The 1,063-nt window shown below is 73.0% G+C and carries 1 protein-coding gene; it reads left to right on the top strand.

Features of this window, described 5'->3' with window-relative positions:
- The first annotated feature begins 214 nt into the window (after positions 1-214).
- Positions 215-877, top strand: a complete 663-nt coding sequence (locus G7B67_RS13160; protein ID WP_166213155.1) for a thiol:disulfide interchange protein DsbA/DsbL — start codon at positions 215-217, stop codon at positions 875-877.
- The last annotated feature ends 186 nt before the right edge of the window (positions 878-1,063 follow it).

The raw sequence follows: 1,063 nt of genomic DNA, 5'->3' as shown, positions 1-1,063 counted from the left end.
GGTTGCCGCGCCGGCGCCCACGGCGCCGGCCCCGGCCGCACCGGCCACCACCGCACCGGCGGTCCCCGCACCGGCCGCCAACCAGTCCTGAGCGCCAGTGCGCGCGGTCGCACCGCGACGCGCCCGCGTTCACGACGCCTGACCCCCAGCGCCGGCCAAACTCCTTGGCCGGCGTCGTTCCATCCGGCCCACTGAACGAGATCCGTCACGCCCCATGCGCACGATCCGCCCGTTGCCGGTCATCCTGGGCTGCCTGCTGGCGGGCCTGTTCGTGCTCGCGGCCTCGGCGGCACCCGCGGCCGCGCCAGTCGAGGGCATCGATTACGTCGTCATCGCCGATGGCCAGCCCTATGCGCCGCTGGCCGGGAAGGTCGAGGTGGTCGAGGTGTTCGGCTACTGGTGCCCGCACTGCGCGCAGTTCCAGCCCGAGCTCAAGGCCTGGGCGCGGACGCTGCCGGCCGACGTGCGCTTCACCTATGTCCCGGCGGTGTTCACCGCGGGCGACAACTTCGCGCGCGCCTATTTCGCCGCGGAACACTTCGGCGTGCTGGCCCGGACCCATGACGCGATGTACCAGGCGATCCACGCCGATGGCCTGCTGCCGATGAACCCCAGCGTGTCGGAGTTAGCGGCCTATTACGGCGAGCGCGGCATCGACCCGGCCAGGGCCAGCGCCTACATGCAGGGCCCGGAGGTCGAAGCCAAGCTTGAGCACGCGCGGCAATTCGCGTTGCGCAGCGGTGTCGAAGGCACGCCGACGCTGATCATCGATGGACGCTACCGCATCACCGCCGCCACCCACGAAGACGGGCTGCGCATCGCCCGCCAGCTGATCGACCAACGGCGTGCCGCCCGGCGCGCACCCACGCAGCCCTGACCGGAGCCCTCCATGACGCGCATTGCCCTGTTGTTGTCGCTGCTGCTGCCCCTGGCCGCCTGCCAGCAGGCGCCGGCACCCGACGCGTCCGCCAGCGCCGACGCCGTGACCGCCGCCCCCGCCGACGGCACCCCGAGCGCGGCCGCCGAAGCCGCGGCTGCCGCGGCGAATTCCGGCGCCATGAGA

Origin of the sequence: Cognatiluteimonas telluris (genome assembly GCF_011320095.1) — a bacterium.
Classification (GTDB): Bacteria; Pseudomonadota; Gammaproteobacteria; order Xanthomonadales; family Xanthomonadaceae; genus Cognatiluteimonas; species Cognatiluteimonas telluris.
Note: the sequence above shows the minus strand (reverse complement) of the source record. Positions and strands in the feature narration are given on the sequence as shown.

Bases quoted from the DNA above. Each gene is read 5' to 3' on its own strand.
- G7B67_RS13160 (WP_166213155.1), top strand. From the start codon at position 215: ATGCGCACGATCCGCCCGTTGCCGGTCATCCTGGGCTGCCTGCTGGCG.